A 23,745-nucleotide genomic window follows, 5' to 3' on the forward strand; every position below is an offset into this window, starting at 1 on the left:
GGCGTTCGATCAGAACGTCTTGTCGCCGATAATCCCGGCACGCTCCATCTTGCGATGGCACGGCGGGTAATCCATGACGGCGTAATGCTGGGTACTGCGGTTGTCCCAGATGGCGATGCTGTTGGGCTTCCAGCGCCAGCGCACCTGATACTCAGGGATGTACGCCTGGCTGATCAGGTAACGCAGCAACTCGCCGGCGCCGGGGTTGGCGTCCTGGCCGAAACGCACCCGCTCGGGGGTGTGGTAGTTGCTGAAGTGGGTGGTGAAGGCGTTGACGAACAGCACCTTCTCGCCGGTTTCCGGATGGGTGCGCACCACCGGGTGTTCGGCGTCCGGGTACATCGCCTTGAGCGCCAGGCGTTTTTCAATCGGCATGGCGGCACCGAAGCTCGCTTCGATGCTGTGGCGGGCACGCAGGTCGGCGATCTTGACCTTTACGTCTTCCGGCAAGTTCGCATAGGCCTGGACCATGTTGGTCCACATGGTGTCGCCGCCCACTGGCGGGCATTCCACGCAACGCAGCACGCAGCCCATCGGCGGTGCTTCACGCCAGGTAGCATCGGTGTGCCAGGCGTTTTCGTAGCGGTCCATCGGCTGGTCCGGATTCTTGTAGATCCGCACCAGCCCCGGATGATCCGGATCACTGCCGGCCACCGGATGATCTTCCAGCTCGCCGAAGCGCCGGGCGAAGGCCACGTGCTCGGCGCGGGTGATGTCCTGGTCACGCAGGAACACCACGCAGTGCTTGAGCAACTGGGCACGAATCTCGGCAAACAGACCGTCGTCATGCACCGCGTCGGCCAGGTTGACGCCGATCAGTTCGGCACCAATGCTGCAGGTCAATTGTTCGACTTTCATGGCTGGCCGCTCCTTAAACGACGAAAATCGACGAGCCGGTAGTCTTGCGAGATTCAAGGTCGCGATGGGCCTGCACGGCATCCTGCAAGGCGTAGTGCTGGTTGATCTCGATCTTGATCCGGCCGCTGCCGACATGGTCGAACAACTCACCGGCCAGGGCGGCTTTTTCGGCCGGGTCGCTGATGTAGTTGGCCAGGGCCGGACGGGTCAGGAACAGCGAGCCTTTCATCGCTAGCATCACAGGGTCGAAAGCAGGGATCGGACCGGATGCAGTACCCACGCAGACCATCAGGCCACGGGGCTTCAACGAATCCAGCGAACCCATGAAGGTATTCTTGCCAACGCTGTCGAACACCACGTTGACGCCCACACCGTCGGTCAATTCGCGAACGCGAGCGGCGACGTCTTCATGGCTGTAATTGATCGTATGGTCGCAACCGTGAGCCCGGGCGATTTCCGCCTTTTGCTCGGTCGAAACCGTGCCGATCACGTTCAGGCCCAGCAGTTTGGCCCACTGCGAAACGATCAGGCCGACACCGCCAGCGGCGGCATGCAACAGGATGCTGTCGCCCGGCTTGAAGTCGTAGATGCGGCGCATCAGGTACGAAGACGTCAGGCCACGCATGGTCATCGCGGCGGCCGTTTCGAAACTGATGGTTTCCGGCAGCTTGATCAGCGGCGCGGCCGGGATCAGGCGCTCGGTGCTGTAGGCGCCGAGGGTGTTGAGGAAACCGGTGTAGGTGACGCGATCACCGACTTCGACGTTGGTGACCCCTTCACCAACGGCCTGGACTACGCCAGAGGCCTCGACGCCCATGCCGTTGGGCATCGGAATCGGGTAGGTACCGTTACGGAAATAGGTGTCGGCATAGTTCAGGCCAACCGCCACATGACGAAGGCGAACCTGACCCGGACCGGGTTCGCCGACTTCGACGTCCTCATAACGTAGAACTTCGGGACCACCGGTTTCGTAGAAGCGTACGGCTTTGGCCATTTTTCTTATTCTCCAATCTGCAATATGGGCGTGTTGCATCGAATTGCGCTGATTGGACTGTAGGACGAGGCCTGTTGAGACGCTTCTCATCAGACGACAATGGCTTTTCATTTGGTGACAGGCAGAAACGGGATCGTCTAGCCGGTCCCGCCGTCACCTGCGCTATCATCGCCCGCTTCCACGCCCCAAGAGTCTTGAACCCGGATGCCCGACACGCTGCCACTGCCCGACGATCACCCAGCCCTGCCGCCGGTCCTGGCCGGCCCGCTGTTGCGGCGTCTGGAGCCCACGCGGCTGGTGCTGTGGCTGGTGGGATCCCGGGCGCTGGCGCTGACCTTGCGCGTGCAGGGCGTCGGCGATATCCGTCTCGATGCCGGGCAATGCACGGTGATTGCAGTGGGGGCTCATGCCTTTGTGCACTTGATCGATGTGCAACTCGATGGCGCCCTGCCCTGGGATGAGTCGATCGACTATGACCTGCTGATCGATGGCACAGAACAAGGCATCGCCGACTGGGCGCCGCACCTGCTGTATGGCGCTGCCCGTTGCCCGAACTTCGTCCTGCGCGCACGGGTCGATCAGTTGCTGCATGGCTCTTGCCGCAAGCCGCATCACCCGGCGACAGACGGCTTGCTGTGCGTCGACCAGTTGCTGGCGCAGGAACACGTGGCAAAGGACCGCCCGGCACTGCTGATGATGACGGGCGATCAGGTCTACGCCGACGATGTCGCGGGGCCGATGTTGCGGGCGATTCACGCCTTGATCGAGCGCCTGGGCCTGTTCGGAGAACACCTCGAAGGCGCCGTGGTCAGTGACAGCGCCAGGCTCTACGAGCATCCGGCCAGTTACTACCACCGCGCGGATCTGCTGCCGGCACTGCAAAGCAATGAAACCCTGCGCGAGCGATTTTTCGGTGGCGCGCGCAAGCCGATTTTCACCAGCAGCAGTGCCGACAATCACCTGGTGACCTTCGCCGAAGTCATGGCCATGTACTTGTTGGTCTGGTCGCCAGTGCCCTGGACCCTGATCGCGCCCCAGGCACCGACGCTGACGCCGGAACAGCTCAAGCGCTACGCCCTTGAACAGACGCGCATCGATGCCTTCAAGGCAGGCCTTGGCAACGTCGCGCGGGCACTGGCGCATCTGCCGACGCTGATGATTTTCGACGACCACGACATCACCGATGACTGGAACCTTTCCGCGCAATGGGAGGAAACGGCCTACGGCCATCCGTTCTCCCGGCGCATCATCGGCAACGCGCTGCTGGCGTACATGTTGTGCCAGGGCTGGGGCAACAATCCGGATGCTTTCGCCGCTGTGCTGGATAAGGCCGGCGCGTTGAGCGACAGCGCACGCGACCGTCACCTCGACAGCACCGTTCAGGATGACTTGATCAGTGATCTGCTGAAGTTTCAGCACTGGCATTACGTGCTGCCGACCACCCCGGCCGTGGTGGTGATCGACACCCGCACCCGACGCTGGCGCAGCGAGATGAACCTCAAGCAGCCTTCCGGTTTGCTCGACTGGGAAGCCCTGAGCGAGCTGCAACAGGAACTGCTGGACCACCCGAGTGCGATCATCGTTTCGCCAGCGCCGATCTTCGGCGTCAAGCTGATTGAAACCGTGCAGCGGGTATTCAGCTGGTGCGGTTATCCACTGCTGGTGGACGCGGAAAACTGGATGGCCCATCGCGGCGCGGCACAGGTGATCCTGAACATTTTCCGGCACTCGCGCACGCCGGGTAACTACGTGGTGCTGTCGGGCGATGTGCACTATTCCTTCGTCTACGAAGTGCTGATCCGCCACCGCAAGGCCGGGCCGCGCATCTGGCAGATCACCAGCAGCGGCATCAAAAATGAATTCCCCGCCACCCTGCTCGAGTGGTTCGACCGCCTCAACCGCTGGCTGTACTCGCCACGCTCACCGTTGAACTGGCTGACCAAGCGTCGACTCATGCGCATCGTGCCCCACGTGCCCGAACATGCCGAAGCCGGTGAGCGGCTATGGAACTCGGCGGGGATCGGCCAGGTGTATTTCAATGACCTGGGGCAGCCGCAGACCATCTATCAGCACAACTCGAACGGCGCACCGAAGACCCGGATGATTGCCCCCGAGCACAGCGACTGAACCTACTGGCGATAACACGCCATGCCATTGCCCAGGTCCACCGCCAGGCAGTCGCCCTTGACGTCCAGCTCCAGGGTTTTGAAGACCCCGGACAAATCGCGCATCTGCGCGGGGTTGACGCGTTCATCCCACATCAGGTCGATTGCCCGGCTGTCTGCCGCGACCTCGAACCATTGCGGGCTCTGTTCGTTGCTCAACTTCACACCGAGTTTTTTCAGGGTCTTGCCCGCGGGTGCCGGCATGAGCAGTTGCTGTTGCCGAGAATCCGTCCAGCGTTGCGACGTTTGTGAACCGTCATCGAACGACCAATAGATATCCACAGGCTTGATCGCCGGCGGTTCGGCAGTTACTCCGTAGAGCAGGGTCAAGATGTAGTTGTGATCAATCTGCGCCAGCGCTTTGGGGGCGTTGCGAAAGAACTGTTGCGACTGCTTCAGGCCAAGCTCATCCGGCTTGTCATACGTCATTTGCCCGGTCGTGCGATCAACCTTCCAGCTCAAGGAAAGAGTGCGTGTCTGGGGGGCGATGGCAAACCATTGTGGCGGTTGCTCGGCACTGCTTTGCAGGCCAACCCGGGTCAGGGTTCGCTGGTCGGAATATGGCAGGTAAAGCTGCCGGCCCACCGCGTTATTCCACAACAATTGGGCGGCTGGCCCCTGGTTGAACTCGAACGACACCATCACCGGTGCGATGCTCGGCACGGGGCTGGAGCGGGCATAACGCAGGTTCAGCACATAGTTGCTTTGCGCCTGCTTGAACTGGCCGCCGCCGTCGGGCTGATGCGCGTCCTGCAGGTCTGCCAGACTGTGGGTACGACTTAAATTGAACAGCAGGTTTTCAGCGGGCGGCTCGACCGCGTCACTGCTCAAGGTCAGGGTGTTGTCGACCAGCTTCCACTGCCCTTTGGCGGAGCCTTCGGCACCGGCATACTCGATCATGGCTTCAAAGGTGTTGTCAGGCTTGAGCAATAGCCTGGAAACGATTTCCCTGGCCTGCAGCGTGTAATGCCCGGCAATACCCGGTGTCTGCGTTGCAGCATTTACGCCTGAAACCATGCCCAACGTCATGAATAACGCAATTCGAACCCACACCTGATGGAGCTCCTTCCCCTTGAGTGAGGGTCGATTCTGTGGGTTCTCTCGGTGGGACGCCAGCGAATGAAGATGAAATTTCTCAATGCACATGAAGTGGATCTGACTCGGACTTTGATCATCGGCAACTCCGGTTCTGGCAAGAGCTGGCTGGCCGAGCGAATGGCCAGACAGTTGCAGGCGCCATGGATCGATCTGGATTCGATTCACTGGCTGTCGGACGAACATAGCCTCGCCCGCCCCCGCTCACAGGCACTGTGCCTGGCGCGGATCGCGGCCGAAGAGGAGCGCTGGGTGATCGAAGGGGTTTACGGCTGGATCGCCAGCGAAATCCTCCACCGCGCCACAGCGTTGATTTGGCTGTATATCGATGACGAGGATTGCGTCGCCAACATTCACCAACGGGAAACACAGGATGGTGAACGGTTGGAGGCATTGCTGGAGTGGGCGGGCAGCTATCGCACGCGTGATGACTCAAGTGGATTTGCTGCGCATCAGCGGTTGTTCGAAGAATTTGCCGATTCCAGGATTCAACTGATGGATCGGAAAGAAATCACCGACTTCGCCTCGCAAGTCGGAGTGATACCGATCAGTTAAGACGCAAACCTGTGGGAGCGAGCTTGCTCGCGATAGCGGAGTGTCTGTCAACGACGATATTGACTGTGTAATCGCCATCGCGAGCAAGCTCGCTCCCACAGGTATTGCGGTGCCCAAGGAGCGTATTTCAAGCCTCTTTCACCACCCCACTCACCCCTCTGACAATCATCTCCACCTCCCGCTCATCAATGGTCAGCGGCGGTAGCAGGCGGATGGTTTTGCCCCGCGTGACGTTGATCAACAAGCCGTGATCCCGGGCCGCGATCAGGCTCAGGTCGCGGATCGGTTGCTTGAGTTCGATGCCGATCATCAGACCCTGGCCGCGGATTTGCGAGACGTTCGGGTTGCCCGCCAGTTCTGTGCGCAATCTTTCGAGCAGGCGTTCCCCCTGAAGCCGGGCGTTTTCCAGCAGGCCTTGTTCTTCAACGATATCCAGCACGGTGCATCCGACCCGGCAGGCCAACGGATTACCGCCAAACGTGCTGCCGTGGCTGCCCGGCGTGAAGAGTTCGGCCGCCTTGCCACGGGCCAGGCACGCGCCAATCGGCACGCCGTTGCCCAGGCCTTTGGCCAGGGTCATGACGTCCGGGACGATGCCTTCGTGCTGGAACGCGAACCACTGGCCGGTGCGGCCGATGCCGGTCTGGATTTCATCGAGCATCAACAACCATGAGCGCCGGTTGCACAGTTCGCGCACGGCCTTGAGATAGCCCGGTGGCGCCAGTTGCACGCCGCTTTCGCCCTGGATCGGCTCCATCAGGATCGCCACGATCCGCGAACCGTGAACCTGTTGCACCTTGTCTAGCGCGTCGAGGTCGCCGAACGGCACTTTGACGAAGTCCCCCGGCAGCTTGTTGAAACCCAGGCGTACCGCCGGGCCATCGCTGGCCGACAAAGTGCCGAGGGTGCGGCCATGGAACGCGTTCTCCATGACCACCACCAGCGGCTGCTCGATGCCCTTGTGCCAGCCATGCAGCCGGGCGATTTTCAGTGCGGTTTCGTTGGCTTCGGCCCCGGAGTTGTTGAAGAACGCCCGGTCCATGCCCGCCAGCCGTGTCAGTTTCTGCGCCAGCCGCTGTTGCCAGTCGATGCTGTAGAGGTTCGAGGTGTGCAGCAGCAGCCCGGCCTGTTCAGTGATGGCGGCGACGATTTTCGGGTGGGAGTGGCCGACATTGGTCACAGCCACTCCGGCGACCGCATCCAGGTATTCGCGACCGGCCTGATCCCACAGGCGAGTGCCCAGGCCCTTGTTGAAACTCAAGGCCAAGGGTTGGTAAGTGCTCATCAGGCAGGCGGCGGTCATGACATCAAGCTCCAGCAAGGGTCGGTGTTTTTGCAGTATGGTTAGCCACCCGAGCTGGATAAACACCGTAAAACTTCAATCATTTAAAAGCCGAGCTTGATAATGGATCTGTTCCAGGCAATGACCGTCTACGTGAAAGTGGTGGAGACCGGCAGCATGACCGCCGCCGCCTTGCAGTGTGATATGTCCACGACCATGGTCGGCAACCACCTCAAAGCTCTGGAGCAACGGCTGGGTGTGCGCCTGCTCAACCGCACGACGCGGCGCCAGCGGCTGACCGAGTTCGGCACCGCGTATTACCAGCGCTGCTTGGAAGTGCTGGGGTTGGTGGCCGATTCCGAGCGACTGGCCGAGCAGGCGCTGGACGAACCGAGCGGCATCTTGCGCATCACCGCGCCCCTGACCTTCGGTACCGAACGCCTGGCGCCGGCACTGAGTGAGTTCAGCCTGCAAAACCCGCGGGTGAAACTCGACGTGGTCCTGACCAACCGACGCCCGGATCTGCTGGAAAATGGACTCGATGTTGCGTTTCGCCTCGGCGCGCTGGAGCCCTCCAACCTGATCGCCCGTCCGCTGATCGACTACACCCTGACCATGTGCGCGTCACCGGAGTACCTGGCCCGACGCGGCACACCGCAGACACCCGAAGACCTGCGACACCATGACTGCCTGTCCTTTGCCTATCCGGCCGGGGATGACTGGCAATCGGTGCAAAAGGAATGGCGCCTGGCCGGTCCCGATGGCGAAGTCAGCGTGGGGGTCAGCGGACCGATGCTGATCAACAGTTCGGCGGGGCTGCATCAAGCGGCGCGCACCGGCATGGGCATCGTGATGATGCCCGACGCCTTGGTCGAGCAGGACCTCAAGGACGGAAAGCTGTTGGCCTTGATGCCCGATTACTGCCCGCCCAGCCGGCCGATGCACTTGGTCTATGCCCAGGATCGCCACCGTTTGCCGAAGCTGCGGCGTTTCGTCGAATTCGCCGTACAGAGGTGGGGCAAGCACCCGTCGGCCGAATAGGCCATGCATTTACATCCCCGCCTTCACCAGCACCGGCTGTTCCTGATAACGATTCGGGTACAGCTGTTTCAACTGCGCGACCTTTGGCAAATCGTTGATCACGATGTAGGGATAGGTCGGATGCTCGGTCAGGAAGTCCTGATGTTCCTCCTCCGCCGGGTAGAAACCGTTGAAGGTTTCCAGCTTGGTCACGATCGGTTTGTCGAAGGCATGGGCAGCGTCGAGCTGGGTGATGTAGGCCTGTGCGACCCGCTGCTGCTCGGTACTTTTGGTAAAGATCGCCGAGCGATACTGGGTGCCGCTGTCCGGCCCCTGACGGTTGAGTTCGGTCGGGTTGTGGGCCACCGAAAAGTAGATCTGCAGCAAGGTGCCGTAGCTGACCTGAGCGGGATCGAACGTGACTTCGACCGATTCCGCATGGCCGGTATTGCCGTTGCTGACACGCTCGTATTGCGCGGTATTGGCCGCCCCGCCCGCGTAGCCGGAGACGGCGTTCTTCACGCCTTTGACATGCTGGAACACCCCTTGCACACCCCAGAAGCAGCCACCAGCGAACACCGCGGTTTCGCTGCGGGCCTGGGTGGTTTCGTCGATGGCCGGCGGTGGAAGGACTACCCCCTCTTCGGCACCACCGAAGGAGAAGGCCGAGCATTGGCTGATGATGCCGGCAGCCGCCAGCCCCAGCAGGGTACGACGCCAGGTAAAGAGGGTTTTCATGGGGCGAACTCCTGAAGCGTTGGAAAGTAATCAGCCGAAGGTGAAGGCGTAAGCCGACGCACCCGGATCAAGAAACTCGATACTGAAAGTCCGGTCGGTCACGCCGTCGCTCTGGCGCACCAGTTGATATAAGCGCTGGTCGGTCACGGTGCCGCTGCCATCGGGTGCCACGTCCATACCGTGGGCATCACCGGGGGCCTTGCCGTCGATCAGCACCTTGAAGCGCACCGGCTTGCCATCGGCGCCAGGGCCGAGCACCAAATGCAGATCACGGGCGTGGAAGCGATAGACGATGCGGCTGGCCGGTGCGCTGGCCGTGGCCCGCTCCGGGCCGACATGCCACTGGCCGCCCAGGCTCCAGTCGTTGAGGGACAGTTGCGCCGGTGGGTTGTAGGCCGCAACCTTGTCCGGCACCAGCGCGGTTTCCGGTACGAAGTGTTCCGCGCGCTGGTAGCCGACATAGGTTTCCGGTGACTGCACGGCGAGGTTGTCCGGGGCCATTTGCACGCCGTCGGCCTGCGCACTGATCAGTCCATCGGCGACCTTGGCCGCCCCCGCCTCGCGCAGCAATTGCTGGATGACCCGCTCCGACTCGTCGTACGCGCCTTCGCCGAAGTGGTGATAACGAATGCGTCCCTGGGCGTCGGCAAAGTAATGCGCCGGCCAGTACTCGTTGTTGAAGGCGCGCCAGATCTTGAACTCGTTGTCGATGGCCACCGGGTAGGTGATGCCCAGGTCTTTCATGGCCTTGGTGACGTTGTTGACGTCGCGCTCGAAGGCAAACTCCGGCGCATGCACGCCGATCACCACCAGGCCCTGATCGTGATATTTTTCGGCCCAGGCTTTCACATAGGGCAGCGAACGCAGGCAGTTGATGCAGGAGTAGGTCCAGAAATCCACCAGCACCACCTTGCCTTTCAAGGCCTGCGCATCGAGGGGTGGCGAGTTGAGCCACTGCACGGCGCCGTCGAGGGGCGGCAGGTTGCCTTCGACCGGCAAGGTGCCGGGGGTTTTGTCAGCCACTTGCACCGCACCCTCGGCGATCGTATTCGGCGCCGCACTGTTACGCGGCGACTTGCCGCTTAGTTTCTCCACCAACGCTTGCTCGATTCCGCCGGTCGACGCCGTGGAAAACCGAGCCAGAACGCCGGTATCCAGCCCCAGGGCAATCGCCGCCACTCCGGCCAGCATCGCCGCGCCGAGACCGCGACGTACCCATTCGCCGGCACCAATCGAGCGCTTCATCGCCGCGAAGACTTTGCCGCCCAGCAACAGGGCCAACGCCAGGGACGTGGCAGCACCCGCGGCATACGCCAACAGCAAAAAGGTGGTTTGAATACTCGCGCCTTGCAGCGCCGCACCGGTCAGCAGCAAACCGAGGATCGGCCCGGCGCAGGGCGCCCACAACAGGCCGGTGGCCACGCCGATCAAGAACGAAGCTCCAGGACGTGGCCGCGCGTCGGCGCCCGCCGCCTCCGACAAACGACTGCCCGCCGCCACCAGCGGCCGGGTCAGGCGTTCAGCCAATTGCGGCAGCAACAACGTCAGACCGAACAACGCCACGAACACCAGCGCCAGCCAGCGCCCGTACTGGTTGAGCTGCACCACCCAGCCACCGCCCACCGCCGCCAACGTGGCAACCAGCGCGAACGTCAGGGCCATGCCCACCAGCAGCGGCAATCCGCTTTTGACGAAGGGTTGCCCGGTGCGGGCGAAGACAAATGGCAACACCGGCAGAATGCACGGGCTGACAATCGTCAGCACACCACCGAGATAAGCGAGGACCAGCAGCCACATGGCGATTACCTGCAAAAAGTGAGTGGTAGGGAATCACACCGTCTTGGGCACGAATTTCATCGCCAGGCCGTTCATGCAGTAACGCAGGCCGGTGGGTTTCGGGCCGTCGTCGAAAACATGCCCCAGATGCCCGCCGCAACGCCGGCAGTGAACCTCTTCGCGGACCATGCCGAACGCACGGTCCTGGCGGGTCGCCACGGCCTTGTCCAGCGGTGCCCAGAAACTCGGCCAGCCGGTGCGGCTGTCGAATTTGGTCGCCGAAGAAAACAACGGCAGGTCGCAACCGGCACAGGCGAAGGTGCCATCGCGGTGCTCGTTGTTCAGCGGGCTGCTGTAGGCCCGTTCGGTGCCCTCTTCGCGCAGGATGTCGTACTGCTCGTCACTGAGGATGGCGTGCCATTCTTTGTCACTGTGGGTCACTTCGAATGCCTCCGCTGCGCTGGCCTCGCTGATTAATGCGCTGCCTGTGGAAAACTTCGGCAACATGCCGATCGCCAGGGCAGCCACACCCAGCCCGCCGCTCGCTAGAAGAAATTGCCGTCGTGAAAACATGCTCGTCTCCAAAAAATCCAGGGGTGTTTCATGGAACACAGCCTAGGCTTTGGGTGATCGCCAAATCCTCACAGGAAGTTAAACAATTCGTGATAACTCGGGCGCCGAAAAACCCGCACAATGCGCCCATTGCGCCGAAGGATTGAGCTGTATGGAACAGACCAAACGCGTCCTGGTGGTCGAGGACGATATGCATATCGCCGACCTGATCTGCCTGCATCTTCGCGATGAGCAGTTCGAGGTGGTGCACAGCGCCGATGGCGATGAAGGCATGCGCCTGCTGCAACAGGGCAACTGGGACGCACTGGTCCTCGACCTGATGCTGCCCGGTGTCGACGGCCTGGAGATCTGCCGTCGCGCCCGGGCCATGGCCCGCTATACGCCGATCATCATCACCAGCGCGCGATCCAGCGAAGTGCACCGGATTCTCGGCCTGGAGTTGGGTGCCGACGACTATCTGGCCAAGCCCTTTTCCATGCTCGAACTGGTGGCCCGGGTCAAGGCGTTGCTGCGCCGGGTCGATGCCATGGCGCGCAACCTGAAGATGGACGCCGGCAGCCTGCTCACCGACGGCCTGGCCATCGACCCGATCACCCGCGATGTGTCCCTCGACGGACGGCGCCTGGACCTCACGCCCCGGGAGTTCGACTTGCTGTATTTCTTCGCCCGCCAGCCCGGCAAGGTGTTTTCGCGCATGGACCTGCTCAATGCTGTGTGGGGCTACAGCCACGAAGGCTACGAGCACACGGTCAACACCCACATCAACCGCCTGCGCGCCAAGATCGAGACCGACCCGGCGCAACCGGTGCGCATCCTCACGGTCTGGGGCCGCGGCTACAAGTTCGCCACAGGCGAGGAGCCGCAGCCATGAGGCTGACCCTGACGCAACGCCTGTCCCTGGTGTTCGCCGTGCTGCTGCTGGTGTGCTGCGGCACGTCGGCTTGGTTGCAGGTGCGCTCCAACCAGATGCATGAGCAGGAAGTGGTGCAAGGCTTGTCCCGGGACCTGGCGCAGCACATCGCCAGCGACACGGTGCTGATGGACACCCAGGGCCTGATGCCCAATGCCGTGCGTGACCTGTTCAGCAAACTGATGCAGGTTAATCCGAGCGTCGAGGTGTACCTGCTCGATTCCGCAGGCAAGATTGTCGGCAGCGCCGCGCCCGAGGGCCGGATCCGTCGTGAGCGGATCGACCTGGCGCCGATCCAGCGCCTGCTGCGGGGCGATGCCCTGCCGATTCTCGGCGACGACCCGCGCAGCGTCGATGCGCGCAAGGTGTTCAGCGCTGCGCCGCTGAAGGTCGATGGCAAACCTGCCGGTTATCTCTACGTGGTGTTGCTCGGCGAGGATCACGACCGCCTGGCCGAACGCGGTGCGACCAGCGCGGCGCTCAACACAGCGCTGTTGTCCATCGGCCTGGTGGCGCTGCTGTGCCTGATCGCCGGTCTCACGGCGTTTGCGCTGATTACCCGGCCGTTGCGTCGCCTGACCGAAACTGTCAGCCAGTTCGACATCGATGGCGTCCCGGTCACACCAGCCCTGCCCGTCGCGGTGGAAAAAGCCGCCAGCCACGATGAAATCGCTGTGCTCGATGCGGCGTTCCGGCAGATGCAGGCACGCCTGGGCGAACAATGGCGCTCATTGACCCGCCAGGATCAGGAACGCCGCGAACTGGTGGCGAACATCTCCCACGACTTGCGCACGCCGCTGGCCTCGTTGCACGGTTATCTGGAAACCCTGTCGCTCAAGGACGCCACGCTGTCCCCTGCCGACCGCCGTCGCTACCTCGGCATCGCCCTGGACCAGAGCCGCAAGGTCGGTGGTCTGGCGCAGTCTCTGCTGGAACTGGTGCGGCTGGAGCACGGCTTCGTGCAACCGGTGCTGGAACGCTTTTCCCTGACCGACCTGGCCCAGGACATCTTCCAGAAATTCGAACTCACCGCCGAGGCGCGCAAAGTCGAACTCAAGGCCACCTTTGCGCCGAATGCCTCGGCGGCCTGCGCGGACCTCGGGTTGATCGAGCGGGTGCTGACCAACCTGTTCGACAACGCCCTGCGCCATACCCCGGTCGGTGGCGAAGTCGAGCTAGGCCTGCGCCCGCAAGGTTCATTCATCGAAGTCACGGTCAGCGATACCGGCCCCGGCATCGCCCCGGAACTGCGCGAAGGGTTGTTCCTGCGTCCGTTCAATATCGGCGGCGCACGGCGTGATGGCGGGTTGGGGCTGCGGATCGTGCATCGCATCCTGCAATTGCATGGGCGCGAGATTCAGTTGATCGATGTGCCGGGGCGGGGTGCGACCTTTCGTTTTTCGTTGCCGATTGATGAAGAGACAGCGTCTGCGTTGGCGGTGCGGTCGATGAACTTGAATACACCGCGACAGGCCTGACAGTCCGAGGCGCCTGCATCGCGGGCAAGCCACGCTCCCACAGGTTCTCGGTTGTTCGCGGATTTTTCATCCACCCACTGACCCTGTGGGAGCGGCGGTGCGGCGATCCGACTTGCCCGCGAAGGGGCCAGCCGAAACAACACAGGACTCAGATCAGTCGCGGTAACCCGGCGCCACCCGATCCAGCATCCTCAACAACGCCGCCCAGGCCAGTTGCATGGCATCCGGATCACTCAGCTCCCCCTCCTCCAACGGCCGCCCCAGATCATTGAACTGCCGTTCGGTATGCGCGCAGACCTCGTGCGACGGCAGAACAACTTCACCGGCGGCTTGGGCGGCCAACTGGATTTCACAGGCTTTTTCCAGGTAGTACATGCGCAGGAATGCCTGGCTCACGGTCTCGCCCACCGTCAGCAAACCATGGTTGCGCAGCATCAGTACCGACTTGTCGCCCAGGTCCGCCACCAACCTTTTTTGCTCGCTCAGGTCCAGCGCGACACCTTCGTAGTCGTGGTAAGCGACCCGACCATAGAACTCCATGGAAATCTGGTTCACTGGCAACAACCCGCACTTCAACGCCGCCACCGCACAACCGGATTTGGTGTGGGTGTGCAGCACGCATTGCGCATCTTCGCGGGCGCCGTGGATGGCGCTGTGGATCACGAAACCGGCCGGGTTCACCGGGTATGGCGACAGCTCCACGGCGTGACCATCGAGGTCGATCTTAACCAGGTTGGACGCAGTGATTTCATCGAACATCAGCCCGTAGGGGTTGATCAGAAAGTGATGCTCCGGCCCCGGAATGCGCACCGAAATGTGAGTGAAGATCAGATCGGTCATGCGAAAGTGCGCCACCAGCCGATAGCAGGCAGCGAGTTCTTCACGCAAGCGTTGTTCGGTCGCAGTCATGCGCTCACCTTCACGGTGCAGGCCTCAAGCCCCTGCCCCAACGCTTCCCAGCCGTCGAAACCACGGCGGGCGATAAACACCAGGCGTGTGGTCTTTGCCTGGGCTTCATCCGTGGCCGGCAGAAACTGACTGCGGGTGCCGACGTGTTGCAGCCAATGCGCCTTGTTGCCCTGCGCCAGCTTCACCAGCCCCTTGACCCGGAACACATCGCCGGGCAGCGCCTGCAACCAGCCACGCAATCCCTCGGCATCGAGCGCCAGGTCGCTCTGCCACAGCCAACTGCTGAACATCTCTCCGTGATCGCCATCGGACACCCGTGTCAGCGGTTTCACTGTGCGCGGCTCAAGGTCCAGATCGGTGTCGAGCCACAGCGCATCCGGCAACTGCGCCTGCACGCTTTCGTGGATTCGTGTCCGCAGTCCCAGAGCTTCGCGCAACGCCCGCAATTGCGTCTCGTCGACTAGATCGGTCTTGTTCAACAACAGCAAATCGGCAGCCGCCACCTGCGCCCTGGCCAGCCGCGCGTATTCGCCGTCGAGTTGCAGATGACGGGTGGCGTCGACCACGGTGATGACCATGTCCAGTTGCATCTGGCTGCGCAGCTGTGGATAAGCCAGGGTCTGCACGATGCGCTGCGGGTCGGACACCCCGCTGCACTCGATGACGATGCGCTCCAGCCGCGGTTCTAACTGTGCCAGGCTGCCCAGTTGCGCCAGCAGGTCTTCCTGTACGGTGCAGCAGATGCAGCCGTTCTGCAGGCTGTACACCGCGTCGGTGACTTCGGAAACGATGGCTGCATCGATGTTCAGCTCGCCGAAATCGTTGACGATCACCGCCAGCCGACTGCCTTCGGCACGGCGCACCATGCGGTTGAGCAGCGTGGTTTTGCCGGCGCCGAGAAACCCCGAGACGACGGTCACGGCGATGCGTGGGGACGTCATTCTGCCTTGCCCTCCAGCACCGGTGGCTCGCCCTGCCACACGGCCTTGAGGCCGACGGCTTCGAGCGTCGAATGGCGGTCGTAGACCAGTTGCCCTTCAACGAAGGTCAGCAGCACCTGGGTCTTGTGGATGTAGTTACGCGCAGGCTTGGCGAACAGGTCGCGGTCGATGACGATCAGGTCCGCCGCCTTGCCCACTTGCAGGCTGCCGGTGCTGTGTTCCAGGCCCATGGCAACGGCGCCGTTGCTGGTGATCACGGTCAGTGCCTGTTCGAGGCTGATCGGGTCGCCGAAGCAGGCCGGGTCGTCGTTCCACGGATTCTGCCGAGTGATCATGGTTTCCAGCGCGAGCCACGGGTCGATGGACGCCACCGGCCAGTCGGTGCCCATCACCGCGGTGCCACCGGCGGCGAGCACGCCTTTGAAATCGTAGATGCGCTTGAGACGTTCCTGGCCGTAGCCGGAACGCGCACCACTGGCGAATGGCGTCGGGTACCAGGCGGCCGGGGAGAACTCGGCGATAACGTTGAGTTCCTTGAAACGCGGCAAGTTGCCCGGATGCAGCAAGGTGCTGTGGGCGCACTGGTGGCGCACACCGCTGAAACCGTTGCGACGACGGGCCTCGGCCACGGCATCGAGGAACACGTCCGACGCGCCGTCGCCGGTGCAGTGGGCAATCACGCGGATGCCCTTGCGGTCCATGTCCACCACCATGTCGGTGATGTGTTCCGGGGTCAGGTTGAGCTTGCCGCGCCAGCTTTTTTCCTGCGGCCATGGGGTCAGCAGGTACGAAGACTTCGGCTCAACGGTACCGTCGAAGTGGAACTTCACCGCGTTGGCGCTCAGGCGTGCGCTGCGGTAGTAGTGACGCTCACCGGCCAGCAGTTCCCAGCGACGACGCACCGGGAAAATGTCGTCCTGCCAACTGATCGCCGCTTCGATGCGCACCGTCAGTTCGCCGCTGTCGTCCAGTTCCTTGAGGGCCTGCAAGCGCTGTTCGCAGACGTGCACATACTTGCTCGCAGTAACGCCGCGCGAGCTCTGGAAGTGCACGCCATCGCGATAGGCGCGGCGCAGCACGCTGACCGGGGTCGGTGGCATCGCGGCGTGAATCATCGCGTAGGCGCCGTCGATCATCAGGCCGGTGGGTTCGCCGGTCAGTTCATCACGCTCGAAATAGCCGTTGCGCGGGTCGGAGGTGTTGCCATCGATCCCGGCCAGTTCCAGTGCTTTGGAGTTGACCATCATGGTGCCCCACATGCGGTCGAGCAGCGCTACCGGGCGGTCCGGCATCACGCTGTCGAGCCAGGCGCGGCCCGGGGTCAAACCGGCTTCGCGGAAGGTGTAGCGCACCCAGTACTGACCGTAGATCCAGCCGTCGCCGGGATGGCTGTCGGCATAAGCGAGGATGCTTTCGCGCAGTTGTTCCGGGGTCGGGTCTTCGATGCCGACGTCAAGGTCGTCGCTGTAGCGCGGCGCCAACGCGAGGTCGGGATGCGTGTGCATATCGTGCAGGCCGGGCATGCAGAACGCGCCTTGCAGGTCATGCACGCGGGTGTTCGGGCCCTTGAACATCTCGATCTGGCCGAGTCTGGCGACACCGATCAACTTGCCGTCGCGGATGGCCACGGCCTCGGCCCATGGATTAGCGGGGTCCTGGGTGTAGATACGCCCGTTGGCGAGGATCAGGTCGGCGTAGGTCCCCTGCACGGAATGGGTAGAGGAAAAGTTATCGGACTCAGCCATGTAAGCCACCTTTGAGTTCAGGAGATTGAAAGGTCCACCGGGCGCCAGGCGGGTCGGGAACCTGAAATAACTGTTGTTGTTCTAGTCAACCGGCAATGTCGCAGGCAGCACCTTTTGATTGTGGGCCGGAGCATTTCGATGACAATTAGCGCTAGTATTGTTGAATCAACCGATACAACAATCGATTTTTTTTGGCCTGACTGTTCGATTTACGTCACCATATATGAGAACAAACACTGACCTTGAGGCGAGGGAGCTTGCTCCCGCTCGACTGCGCAGCAGGCGCAAAGCTCGACAACCGATGTAATTGGGGCCGCTACGCGACCCAACGGGAGCAAGCTCCCTCGCCACAGGGGCAGCGTCGTGCTTTCGTGTTCCTTTAACCTTTGAACGGGATGATTTATGCGATTTCCTTCGATGACAGCCCTTCGTGCGCTGGATGCGGTTGCCCGCACAGGCAGCGTGTCGGTCGCGGCCCGTGAACTGAACCTGACCCGCAGCGCCATCAGCCACCAGATCAGCAAGCTGGAGGAATGCGTCGGCTTCGCCCTGACCGAACGGATTGGCCGTGGCATTGGCCTGACGTACCAAGGCGAGCGCTATGCGCGGGAGGTGCACGGGATTCTGCTGAACCTGCTCGATGCCGGGCAGTTGATCGACGATCAGGAAATCTCCGGCCGGCTGTGCGTCAGTTGTGCGCCGGGGTTCGCCACCTATTGGCTGTGCCACCACATCGGTGCATTTTTGCGGCAGTACCCGCAAGTGCAGTTGCAGCTGATTTCCCCACGCACACCGGACGACACCAACAACCCCAACGTCGACCTGTTCATCGCCTATGGGATTGGCGACTGGCCGGAAATGAATGTTGAAGAGATTGTGGCTCTGCGCTTCTTCCCGGTATGCAGCCCTCGCCTGATCAACGCCCTGGGCGGACTGAAAAACCCTCAGGAGCTCAGCACTTACCCCTTGCTGCACATGACCGACTACTCGGACTGGCGCATCTGGCTGACCGCCGCCGGCGCTTCGGGGGTCAATGCGTTGAGCGGCATCCTGTTCTCCGATGCCCACTGCGCACAGTCCGCCTGCATTGCCGGCCAGGGCATCGCCATCGGCGACAACCTGATCAGCGGCGATGCCTTGTCCAAGGGTTTGCTGGTGCGGCCGTTCGACATCGGCATCGATCTGCACCGTGGTTATTACCTGGCCACCGACCCGCAGAAAGCTGACCGCGCGGTGGTCCAGGCCTTCAGCAACTGGGTCAAGACACAGCTGCAATCGTCCCGCCAGACCTGGCAGGACACCTTGTAAAACACACCACATCCCACAGGGCAGGGCTCTATTTCGGGACATTTGGCCAGAGCTGAATATGCCGCCCATTTGTTCAATAAAACTAACCAATACGGGCAAAATAATTCCATTGATGTAGCGATACTTTTAACAATAATGAACCCAAAGCCCATTTCGGATTCACATCCGTCCTCGCACGTCTATGGGCAATAAAAAGAGGAACCTCATTGTGTCCAGCCGTTCAGCGATCCAGCTCAGCGCTCAAGGTATCAGCCAGTATTACGGCCGTTTCGCGGCGCTGGATAACGTCGACCTCGACGTTCGCCAAGGCGAGTTTCTGACCCTGCTGGGTCCGTCCGGCTCGGGCAAGACCACCTTGCTGATGATACTGGCCGGCTTCCTCAGCCCGACTTCGGGCAAGCTGATGGAGCAAGGCGTCGACATTATCCGGCGCTCCGCCGAGAAGCGGAACTACGGCATGGTGTTCCAGGGTTATGCGCTGTTCCCGCACATGAGCGTGGCCGACAACGTGGCCTATCCGCTGCGCATCCGTAAAGTCCCGGCCGAAGAACGCAATCGCCGGGTCAAGCACATTCTTGAAGTGGTCGGCCTCGGTGCGCACATGCACAAGAAGCCCGCCGAGATGTCCGGCGGCCAGCAGCAGCGTGTGGCGATTGCCCGGGCGCTGGTGTTCGAACCCGAACTGCTGTTGCTCGACGAGCCGCTGTCGGCGCTGGACAAGAACCTGCGCGAACAACTGCAAACCGAGTTGCAACGCATCCACCGTCAGGTCGGCACCAGTTTCGTGTTCGTCACCCACGACCAGAACGAAGCCCTGGCCCTGTCCTCGCGCATCGCGATTTTCAACCACGGCAAGCTGACCCAGGTCGACACCCCGGAAAACATCTACAACCGCCCCGAGAGCCGTTTCGTCGCCGAGTTCCTGGGCAAGATGAACCTGTTCCCGCTGGACAACCTGACCCGCAACGGCCAGACCGCCAGCGGCCGCTGCGGCACCAACGTATTGCACGCCCAGGCCCCGAACGCACTGAGCGCGGCACCGATCGTGCTGGCCGTGCGCCCGGAGCACATGGAACTGCACAGCGAGTGCCCGACCACGGAGGGCTACAACGTGATGCCCGCGCAACTCACCGACAAGGTCTACCAGGGCTCCAGTACCCATCTGGCGCTCAAGGTCGGCGGCGATACGCTGCCGATCAACCTGTCCGTGCCCGGCAATCACCCGGGCGCGCTGATGCCCAGCGGCGCGCCGGTGTGGCTGAGCTGGCCGGTGCAGCAAAGCTTCCTGCTGCAGGCCTGACCCCAAAAAACTGCGTCACAAAGCTCTCTTCCAACGACAACAAAAAAGGTCGGTGTGCGCTGCCACACCCGCCGCTTGAGGACTTGCCCATGCGCCAGGATCACCAACAAGACTGCATCGAAGTGCTTATCGAAAAGACCCGTGACGGTCAGATCAACCGCCGCACCTTTATCCAGGCCATGGGCCTGCTGGCCGCGGTGCCATTGGCGCTGCGCAGCGGCATCAGCTGGTCGGCGGACAAGCCGCTGGTGGTGGTCAACTGGGGCGGCGATGCCCTGAACGCGTTCCGTTCGGCGTGGACTGACACCTTCACCAAAAACACCGGCATCCAGGTGCGCATCGATGGCGCCGGCCCGACCGAAGGCGCGATCCGCTCGCAACTGGCCAGCGGGCAACCGAGCTGGGACGTGGTCGATGTCGAGAGCTACAGCGCCCTCGTGCTGGGCCGGGAAAAGATCCTGCAACCGCTGGACTACAACACCATCAAGCGCGATCAGGTGGCCCCGGCGCTGTCCTCCGATTTCGGTATCGCCAGCTATCAGTTCAGCTACGTCATGGCCTGGGACAGCGAAAAGTTCGGCGAAAACGGACCCAAGACCTGGGCCGATTTCTGGGACGTGAAGAAATTCCCCGGCAAACGCACGCTGTACAAGTGGATGAACGGCATGCTCGAAGCCGCACTGCTGGCCGACGGCGTTCCGCCTGATCAGCTGTACCCGCTGGACGTGCCACGGGCGATGAAGAAGATCGACGAGATCAAGCCTCACGTCCTGTCGTTCTGGAGCTCGGGTGCCGAGAGCCAGCAACTGATGGTCGAAGGCGAAGTGTCGATCGGCGCGATCTGGCACACCCGCGCCAAGCTGCTCAGCGAAGACACCGACAACCGCGTGCGCTGGAGCTTCGACAACGGTTTCATCAACTCCAGCAGTTGGGCGGTGTTGAACGGCAACCCCGGCGGCACGCAACCGACCATGCAGTTCATTCAGCAAGCGTTGCAACCCGAAGGCCAGCTCAAGCTGTTCGAACTGCTGGGCAACGGGCCTTCCAACAGCGCCACGCAAAAACTGATGTCGGCCAAGCAACTGGAAGCCAACTGCGCCTCCGAAGAAAACCTGAAAAAGCAGATCGCCCTCAACGCCCAGTGGTACGCCGACAACTACTCCAAAGCCCTGGAAGAGTACCTGACGCGGTTGTCCAAGTGAGCCTGTGACCATGACTACCACCCTGGCCTCAACCCTGACCCACCCCAAGCCCCGGTTCAGCTCGCCGGGCCTGGAGCGCGGCCTGCTGCTGTTTCCGCTGCCGGTGTTGCTGCTGGTCTTCTACGTGCTGCCGTTTCTCGGCGTGGTCGGCTGGAGCTTCTCGCTGCCGACACCGGGCATCGAGCAGTACCAGCGCATCGCCACGGACCCGGCGATCCACGAAATGCTCTGGCGCACCATGCGCCTGTGCCTGACCGTCAGCTGCCTGGCGTTGGTGATCGGTTATCTGCTGGCCTACTGCTGGGTGTTCAGCCCGCCGTTCTGGCAGCGCGTGGTGGAGATCTGCATCTTCATCCCGTTCTGGATCTCCGTGCTGGTGCGGGCCTTCGGCTGGTTGATCGCCCTGCGCAGCAACGGCGTACTCAACAACGGACTGATGGGCATGGGGTTGATCGATCAACCGTTGCAACTGAGCCGCAATGAAATTGGCGTGGTCATCGGCATGCTCCACGTGATGATCCCTTATGCGGTGTTCCCGCTGCTGTCGACCATGCGTCAACTGGATCAGCGTGTGCTCATGGCGTCACGGGGCCTGGGTGCCGGTGCCTTGCGCACCTTCTGGCAAGTGCTGCTGCCTCAGACCCTGCCGGGCATTCTTGGCGCGTTCATCATGGTCTTCGTGTTCTGCCTGGGCTTCTTCATCACCCCGGTGCTGTTGGGTGGCGGGCAAACGGTGATGATCGCCGAATACGTGTTCCTGCAAATGTTCCAGACCAGCAACTGGGGCCTGGGGGCTGCGCTCAGCGTGGTGTTGCTGGCCCTGGTCAGCGCGCTGATCTGGGTGCTGTTGAAAATGACCCGCGTGAACCGACTGGTAGGCTGAGATCACTATGAATACCCATCGCACAAGCCTGAGTACCCGGCTGCTGGCCGTGGTCGCCATGGCCTTCATGCTGTTCCCGCTGCTGACGGTCATTCCGGTGTCGTTCACCAGCAAACGCTTCCTGTCGATGCCCGAAGGCAACTGGTCGCTGCGCCACTACGAGGCGCTGGTGAGCAACCCTGACTGGTTCCACGCCATCAGCCAGAGCCTGACCATCGCCTTCGCCACCAGCATTATCGCCACCTTGCTGGCGGCCAGTTTCAGCCTCGGCATCTGGTACATGCGCTCCAAATGGGCCACGGCGCTGATGGGCCTGGTGCTGTTGCCGATGGCAATTCCGCCGGTGATTTCGGCACTGGTGCTGTACTTCATGGAGACCAAGCTCGGCCGCTTCGCACCGGGCATGGGCTACGACACCCTGACCGGCGTGGTGATTGCCCACGTGATCATGGTGGTGCCGTACGGCGTGGTGACCATGCTGGTGGCCCTCAGCCAGATCGACCGGCGCATCGAACTGGCCTCGCGCAACCTCGGCGCCAGCCTGATGCAGACTACGTTCATGGTGATTTTGCCAAACCTGAAACTGGGCCTGGCCTCCACCGCCCTGCTGGGTTTCGCCCTGTCCTGGGAAGAGGTGGCGGTGACGCTGTTCATCACCAGCGTCAACGTCGACACCTTGCCCAAACGCATCTGGAGCGGCTTGCGCGATAACGTCGACCCGAGCGTCGCGGCGATTTCGGTGTTGCTGATCAGCCTGACCTTGCTGGTGCTGATCGGCAGGCTGGTGGTTCAGCATCTGGCGGATAAGCGGGCGCAAAAGCTGCAGCATTCCTGACACACCCTGTAGGAGCGAGCCTGCTCGCGATGGTCTCAAGGGCAACGTGTTCATACAGAATGAATGCGTTATCGTTAACGTCCATCGCGAGCAGGCTCGCTCCTACAGGGAGCAAAAAAATGACCAGCCGCCCGTTGATCCGTGACAACGCCGCCCCGGTCCAATAGATTAGGCGACCTGAAAAAGCCCCCGGGCTTTCTCGCCCCTATTCAAGTTATAGAAGTAGTGAAATTTCAATGTCCGATTCCAATACCGCTGAAACCCTAGTCACCTTGTCGTCCAAAGCGGAATACGAAAACTCCATCAATCTTTCACAACACGTGCCTCAGGCAAAAAACATCAGCGAGATGGTGCTGGACGCCTTCCAGTCCACCCGCGAAAGCGACCAGATCCGCGAACTGCGTGCCGCGATCCGCCAGGCCCACGACAGCTTCGACGATGACAAAGCCTACGAGCTGATGGGCCAGCTCAAGCAGCTCAAGGACGCCGAGGCCGCGGACATCGCCGCCCTCGAAGACCTGAGCAGCAAATTCCCGATCAGCCGCATCCTGTCCAGCTTCAAGGACGACCCGGCGTTCCAGGAAATCGTCTACGGCCTGGCCCTGAAGGTGCTGAACCAGACCCACCTGGCCATCAGCAACCCGAGCGGCGGCAAGAGCAAAGCCGCCAAGGCCAAGAAAGAAGTCGAAGTGTTCACCATCAGCAAGGACGGCATGAGCGTCACCCTGCCGTTGCGCACCCCGCGTTCGCGCCTGAACGTCGACCGTGAAGCCCTGGAATTCCTCGGTTTCACCTTCGTTGGCGAAGGAGAGGAAGCGGAGCTGGAAAGCGAGACGTTCCTGGACAACAGCGGCGCCGAGCAAGCGGTCAACCGCAAGAACATCATCACCGCCTTGCAGCAGCAGACTGCGTTCGATGGGTACAGCATCGCCGCGCAATAAGGCGACCCACCCTGATCCGTGGTGAGTGGGCTGCCTGTGGCGAGCGAGCTTGCTCGCGCTGGGCTGCGTAGCGGCCCCAAAAATCTGACAACACTTGCCGACATTTTGTGAGTGCTCCGCACTCAAGCGGGAGCAAGCTCCCTCGCCACAGATACTTCACAGCCCCACTCAAGAGCCCCGCCATCTGAGCGGGGCTTTTTATTGGTGCGCCAGGCATGGCGCGTTGCGCGTAAGCGC

The 23,745-nt window shown here is 61.9% G+C and carries 21 protein-coding genes; 11 read left to right on the top strand and 10 right to left on the bottom strand.

Features of this window, described 5'->3' with window-relative positions; translation table 11 throughout:
* Positions 1-9: 9 nt before the first annotated feature.
* Positions 10-858 (bottom strand): TauD/TfdA dioxygenase family protein, encoded by an 849-nt coding sequence (locus KGB07_RS28705; protein WP_223467404.1) that lies wholly within the window; start codon positions 856-858, stop codon positions 10-12.
* Between the two features lie 13 nt (positions 859-871).
* Positions 872-1,852 carry a quinone oxidoreductase family protein gene (locus KGB07_RS28710; protein WP_046040234.1) on the bottom strand — a complete coding sequence of 327 codons (981 nt, stop codon included), beginning with the start codon at positions 1,850-1,852 and terminating at the stop codon, positions 872-874.
* Positions 1,853-2,056: 204 nt separating this feature from the next.
* On the opposite strand from KGB07_RS28710, the gene KGB07_RS28715 reads away from it, so the two are divergent.
* Positions 2,057-3,979: an alkaline phosphatase D family protein gene (locus tag KGB07_RS28715; RefSeq protein WP_223467406.1), complete on the top strand. Its 1,923-nt coding sequence runs from the start codon at positions 2,057-2,059 to the stop codon at positions 3,977-3,979.
* Positions 3,980-3,981: 2 nt separating this feature from the next.
* Here the strand turns inward: KGB07_RS28715 and KGB07_RS28720 are convergent, their stop codons facing one another.
* Positions 3,982-5,034 (bottom strand): copper resistance protein NlpE, encoded by a 1,053-nt coding sequence (locus KGB07_RS28720; RefSeq protein WP_223467408.1) that lies wholly within the window; start codon positions 5,032-5,034, stop codon positions 3,982-3,984.
* A gap of 132 nt (positions 5,035-5,166) precedes the next feature.
* Between KGB07_RS28720 and KGB07_RS28725 the strand changes: the two genes are divergently transcribed.
* On the top strand, positions 5,167-5,667 hold the full coding sequence (locus KGB07_RS28725) for an adenylate kinase (RefSeq protein WP_046040287.1): 501 nt from the start codon (positions 5,167-5,169) through the stop codon (positions 5,665-5,667).
* A gap of 127 nt (positions 5,668-5,794) precedes the next feature.
* Here the strand turns inward: KGB07_RS28725 and KGB07_RS28730 are convergent, their stop codons facing one another.
* On the bottom strand, positions 5,795-6,970 hold the full coding sequence (locus KGB07_RS28730) for an aspartate aminotransferase family protein (protein ID WP_223467411.1): 1,176 nt from the start codon (positions 6,968-6,970) through the stop codon (positions 5,795-5,797).
* Between the two features lie 102 nt (positions 6,971-7,072).
* Here KGB07_RS28730 and KGB07_RS28735 point away from each other — a divergent pair, with 102 nt between their 5' ends.
* Positions 7,073-7,990 (top strand): LysR family transcriptional regulator, encoded by a 918-nt coding sequence (locus KGB07_RS28735; RefSeq protein ID WP_223467413.1) that lies wholly within the window; start codon positions 7,073-7,075, stop codon positions 7,988-7,990.
* 9 nt (positions 7,991-7,999) lie between these two features.
* Here KGB07_RS28735 and msrA read toward each other — a convergent pair whose 3' ends face one another.
* From msrA to msrB, 3 genes are read right to left on the bottom strand one after another with little or no spacing between them, the layout of a single operon-like run.
* Positions 8,000-8,707 carry a peptide-methionine (S)-S-oxide reductase MsrA gene (msrA, locus tag KGB07_RS28740; protein ID WP_223467415.1) on the bottom strand — a complete coding sequence of 236 codons (708 nt, stop codon included), beginning with the start codon at positions 8,705-8,707 and terminating at the stop codon, positions 8,000-8,002.
* 30 nt (positions 8,708-8,737) lie between these two features.
* Positions 8,738-10,504: a cytochrome c biogenesis protein DipZ gene (locus tag KGB07_RS28745; protein ID WP_223467417.1), complete on the bottom strand. Its 1,767-nt coding sequence runs from the start codon at positions 10,502-10,504 to the stop codon at positions 8,738-8,740.
* Between the two features lie 33 nt (positions 10,505-10,537).
* Complete coding sequence (gene msrB / locus KGB07_RS28750) at positions 10,538-11,056, bottom strand: peptide-methionine (R)-S-oxide reductase MsrB (protein ID WP_223467419.1); 519 nt, start codon at positions 11,054-11,056, stop codon at positions 10,538-10,540.
* Between the two features lie 151 nt (positions 11,057-11,207).
* Here msrB and KGB07_RS28755 point away from each other — a divergent pair, with 151 nt between their 5' ends.
* On the top strand, positions 11,208-11,927 hold the full coding sequence (locus KGB07_RS28755) for a response regulator transcription factor (protein ID WP_223467421.1): 720 nt from the start codon (positions 11,208-11,210) through the stop codon (positions 11,925-11,927).
* Positions 11,924-13,444, top strand: coding sequence for a sensor histidine kinase (locus tag KGB07_RS28760; protein ID WP_223467423.1), 1,521 nt, complete (start codon positions 11,924-11,926; stop codon positions 13,442-13,444). Before KGB07_RS28755 ends, KGB07_RS28760 begins: the two co-directional genes overlap by 4 nt.
* A 153-nt stretch (positions 13,445-13,597) precedes the next feature.
* Here the strand turns inward: KGB07_RS28760 and KGB07_RS28765 are convergent, their stop codons facing one another.
* Genes KGB07_RS28765 through KGB07_RS28775 form a run of 3 tightly spaced genes read right to left on the bottom strand, consistent with a single transcriptional unit; the run spans position 13,598 to position 17,039 of the window.
* Positions 13,598-14,353, bottom strand: a complete 756-nt coding sequence (locus KGB07_RS28765) for a class II aldolase/adducin family protein (protein ID WP_223467424.1) — start codon at positions 14,351-14,353, stop codon at positions 13,598-13,600.
* Positions 14,350-15,294, bottom strand: coding sequence for a CobW family GTP-binding protein (locus KGB07_RS28770; RefSeq protein ID WP_223467427.1), 945 nt, complete (start codon positions 15,292-15,294; stop codon positions 14,350-14,352). Before KGB07_RS28770 ends, KGB07_RS28765 begins: the two co-directional genes overlap by 4 nt.
* A complete protein-coding gene (locus tag KGB07_RS28775; protein WP_046040219.1) occupies positions 15,291-17,039 on the bottom strand; it encodes an amidohydrolase in 1,749 nt (582 codons plus the stop codon). Before KGB07_RS28775 ends, KGB07_RS28770 begins: the two co-directional genes overlap by 4 nt.
* Before the next feature lie 402 nt (positions 17,040-17,441).
* Between KGB07_RS28775 and KGB07_RS28780 the strand changes: the two genes are divergently transcribed.
* The 6 genes from KGB07_RS28780 (at position 17,442) to KGB07_RS28805 (ending at position 23,508) form a co-directional block, all read left to right on the top strand.
* Positions 17,442-18,347, top strand: coding sequence for a LysR substrate-binding domain-containing protein (locus tag KGB07_RS28780; protein ID WP_046040217.1), 906 nt, complete (start codon positions 17,442-17,444; stop codon positions 18,345-18,347).
* A 208-nt stretch (positions 18,348-18,555) separates the two neighbouring features.
* The gene (locus KGB07_RS28785) at positions 18,556-19,647 is read left to right on the top strand and encodes an ABC transporter ATP-binding protein (RefSeq protein ID WP_223467428.1); all 1,092 of its coding nucleotides are present in this window, start codon (positions 18,556-18,558) and stop codon (positions 19,645-19,647) included.
* Positions 19,648-19,736: 89 nt separating this feature from the next.
* Entirely contained in the window at positions 19,737-20,849 is a 1,113-nt protein-coding gene (locus KGB07_RS28790; protein ID WP_046040213.1) for an ABC transporter substrate-binding protein, read from the top strand.
* A gap of 10 nt (positions 20,850-20,859) precedes the next feature.
* Positions 20,860-21,732 carry an ABC transporter permease gene (locus tag KGB07_RS28795; RefSeq protein ID WP_046040211.1) on the top strand — a complete coding sequence of 291 codons (873 nt, stop codon included), beginning with the start codon at positions 20,860-20,862 and terminating at the stop codon, positions 21,730-21,732.
* Positions 21,733-21,739: 7 nt separating this feature from the next.
* Complete coding sequence (locus KGB07_RS28800; protein WP_046040210.1) at positions 21,740-22,567, top strand: ABC transporter permease; 828 nt, start codon at positions 21,740-21,742, stop codon at positions 22,565-22,567.
* A gap of 236 nt (positions 22,568-22,803) precedes the next feature.
* Positions 22,804-23,508, top strand: a complete 705-nt coding sequence (locus tag KGB07_RS28805; RefSeq protein ID WP_223467430.1) for a hypothetical protein — start codon at positions 22,804-22,806, stop codon at positions 23,506-23,508.
* The last annotated feature ends 237 nt before the right edge of the window (positions 23,509-23,745 follow it).

This window comes from Pseudomonas sp. GL-RE-26 (assembly GCF_019956275.1).
GTDB lineage: Bacteria > Pseudomonadota > Gammaproteobacteria > Pseudomonadales > Pseudomonadaceae > Aquipseudomonas > Aquipseudomonas grandcourensis.